Source organism: Allobosea sp. P1_A7 (assembly GCF_056406775.1).
Genome location: NZ_JBFTZN010000597.1, coordinates 1 through 1,106, shown reverse-complemented (window position 1 = coordinate 1,106; position 1,106 = coordinate 1). Strand labels below are relative to the sequence as shown.

1 protein-coding gene and 1 pseudogene are annotated in these 1,106 nt (G+C 66.2%); both read right to left on the bottom strand.

What is annotated here, in order from left to right; genetic code table 11:
* Positions 1-218 (bottom strand): annotated as a pseudogene (locus AC1D34_RS37890) (UDP-glucose 6-dehydrogenase); the annotation flags it as partial.
* Between the two features lie 192 nt (positions 219-410).
* Positions 411-1,106: L,D-transpeptidase (locus tag AC1D34_RS37885; RefSeq protein WP_476827069.1), on the bottom strand; the 696-nt coding region annotated here is incomplete at its 5' end.

Sequence of the window (1,106 nt, the reverse complement as noted above, 5' to 3'; positions counted from 1 at the left end):
GCACCGGCCAGCTCGGTCGTGAAGGAGAGGCGGCCTTCGCGCACATTCTTGGCGACGAGATCGTCCAGGCCGGGCTCGAAGATCGGGATCTCGCCGCGGTTGAGCGCCTCGATCTTGCGAGCGTCGGTGTCGACGCAGGTCACGACATGGCCGAAATCAGCGAAGCAGGCACCCGAGACCAGGCCAACATAGCCCGAACCGATCATCGTCACGCGCATGAGGTGTCGTCCTCTCTCGCGGGCCGGAGCGGGATTGATCCGGGCCTCTCGTATGCGGCAGCTGGAGCACGGCTCCCCGCCCTAGCACCGCCTATATCAATTTGTGGCGCTGGGAAATGAAGAGGCGCGCAACACCGAACCCTATGGGTTGGTGATGCGCGCCAATCTCTGGGCGATGACGGAGGGTGGCGATCAGCCTTCGAACGGCTCGGCCGGCTCGACACCTTCGGAGACGAATTCGTCGAAATTCTCGCCGGGCTCCGGCTTCAGCAGCGGGGTGCGGTTGAGGACCACGACGGTGGTGCCGGTCGGCACGCGGCTGTGCAGGTCGATGATATCCTGGTTGAACATGCGGATGCAGCCGCTCGAAACCGCCGTGCCGATGGTCCAGGGCTCCGAGGTGCCGTGGATGCGATAGAGCGTGTCGCGGTCACCCTGATAGAGATAGAGCGCGCGCGCGCCGAGCGGGTTCTCGAGGCCCGCGTCCATGCCGCCGGCCCAGGGGCGGTTCTTGGCAGGATCACGCGCGATCATCGCAGGGGTCGGGGTCCAGCGCGGCCAGGCTGCCTTGCGGGCAACGGTTGCGCGACCGCGCCAGGACATGCCCTGCTTGCCGACGCCGATGCCGTAGCGGATGGCACGGCCGTTCTCTCGGACCAGATAGAGATAGCGCTTGTTGGTATCGACGACGATCGTGCCGGGCCGCTCGCTGGTCGGATAGGCGACTTCCTGCCTCAGGAAGCGCGGGTCGACTTCGGTAATGTCGGTTTCAGGCAGAGGGAACTTCTCGTCGGGCATCTCGCCATACATGGCGAGTGCAGCCGCGCTCGGTCCGGCAGGTCTCGCGGCCTCGAGGGCTTGCTGGCGCGCGCCGACACAGGCTGCCAG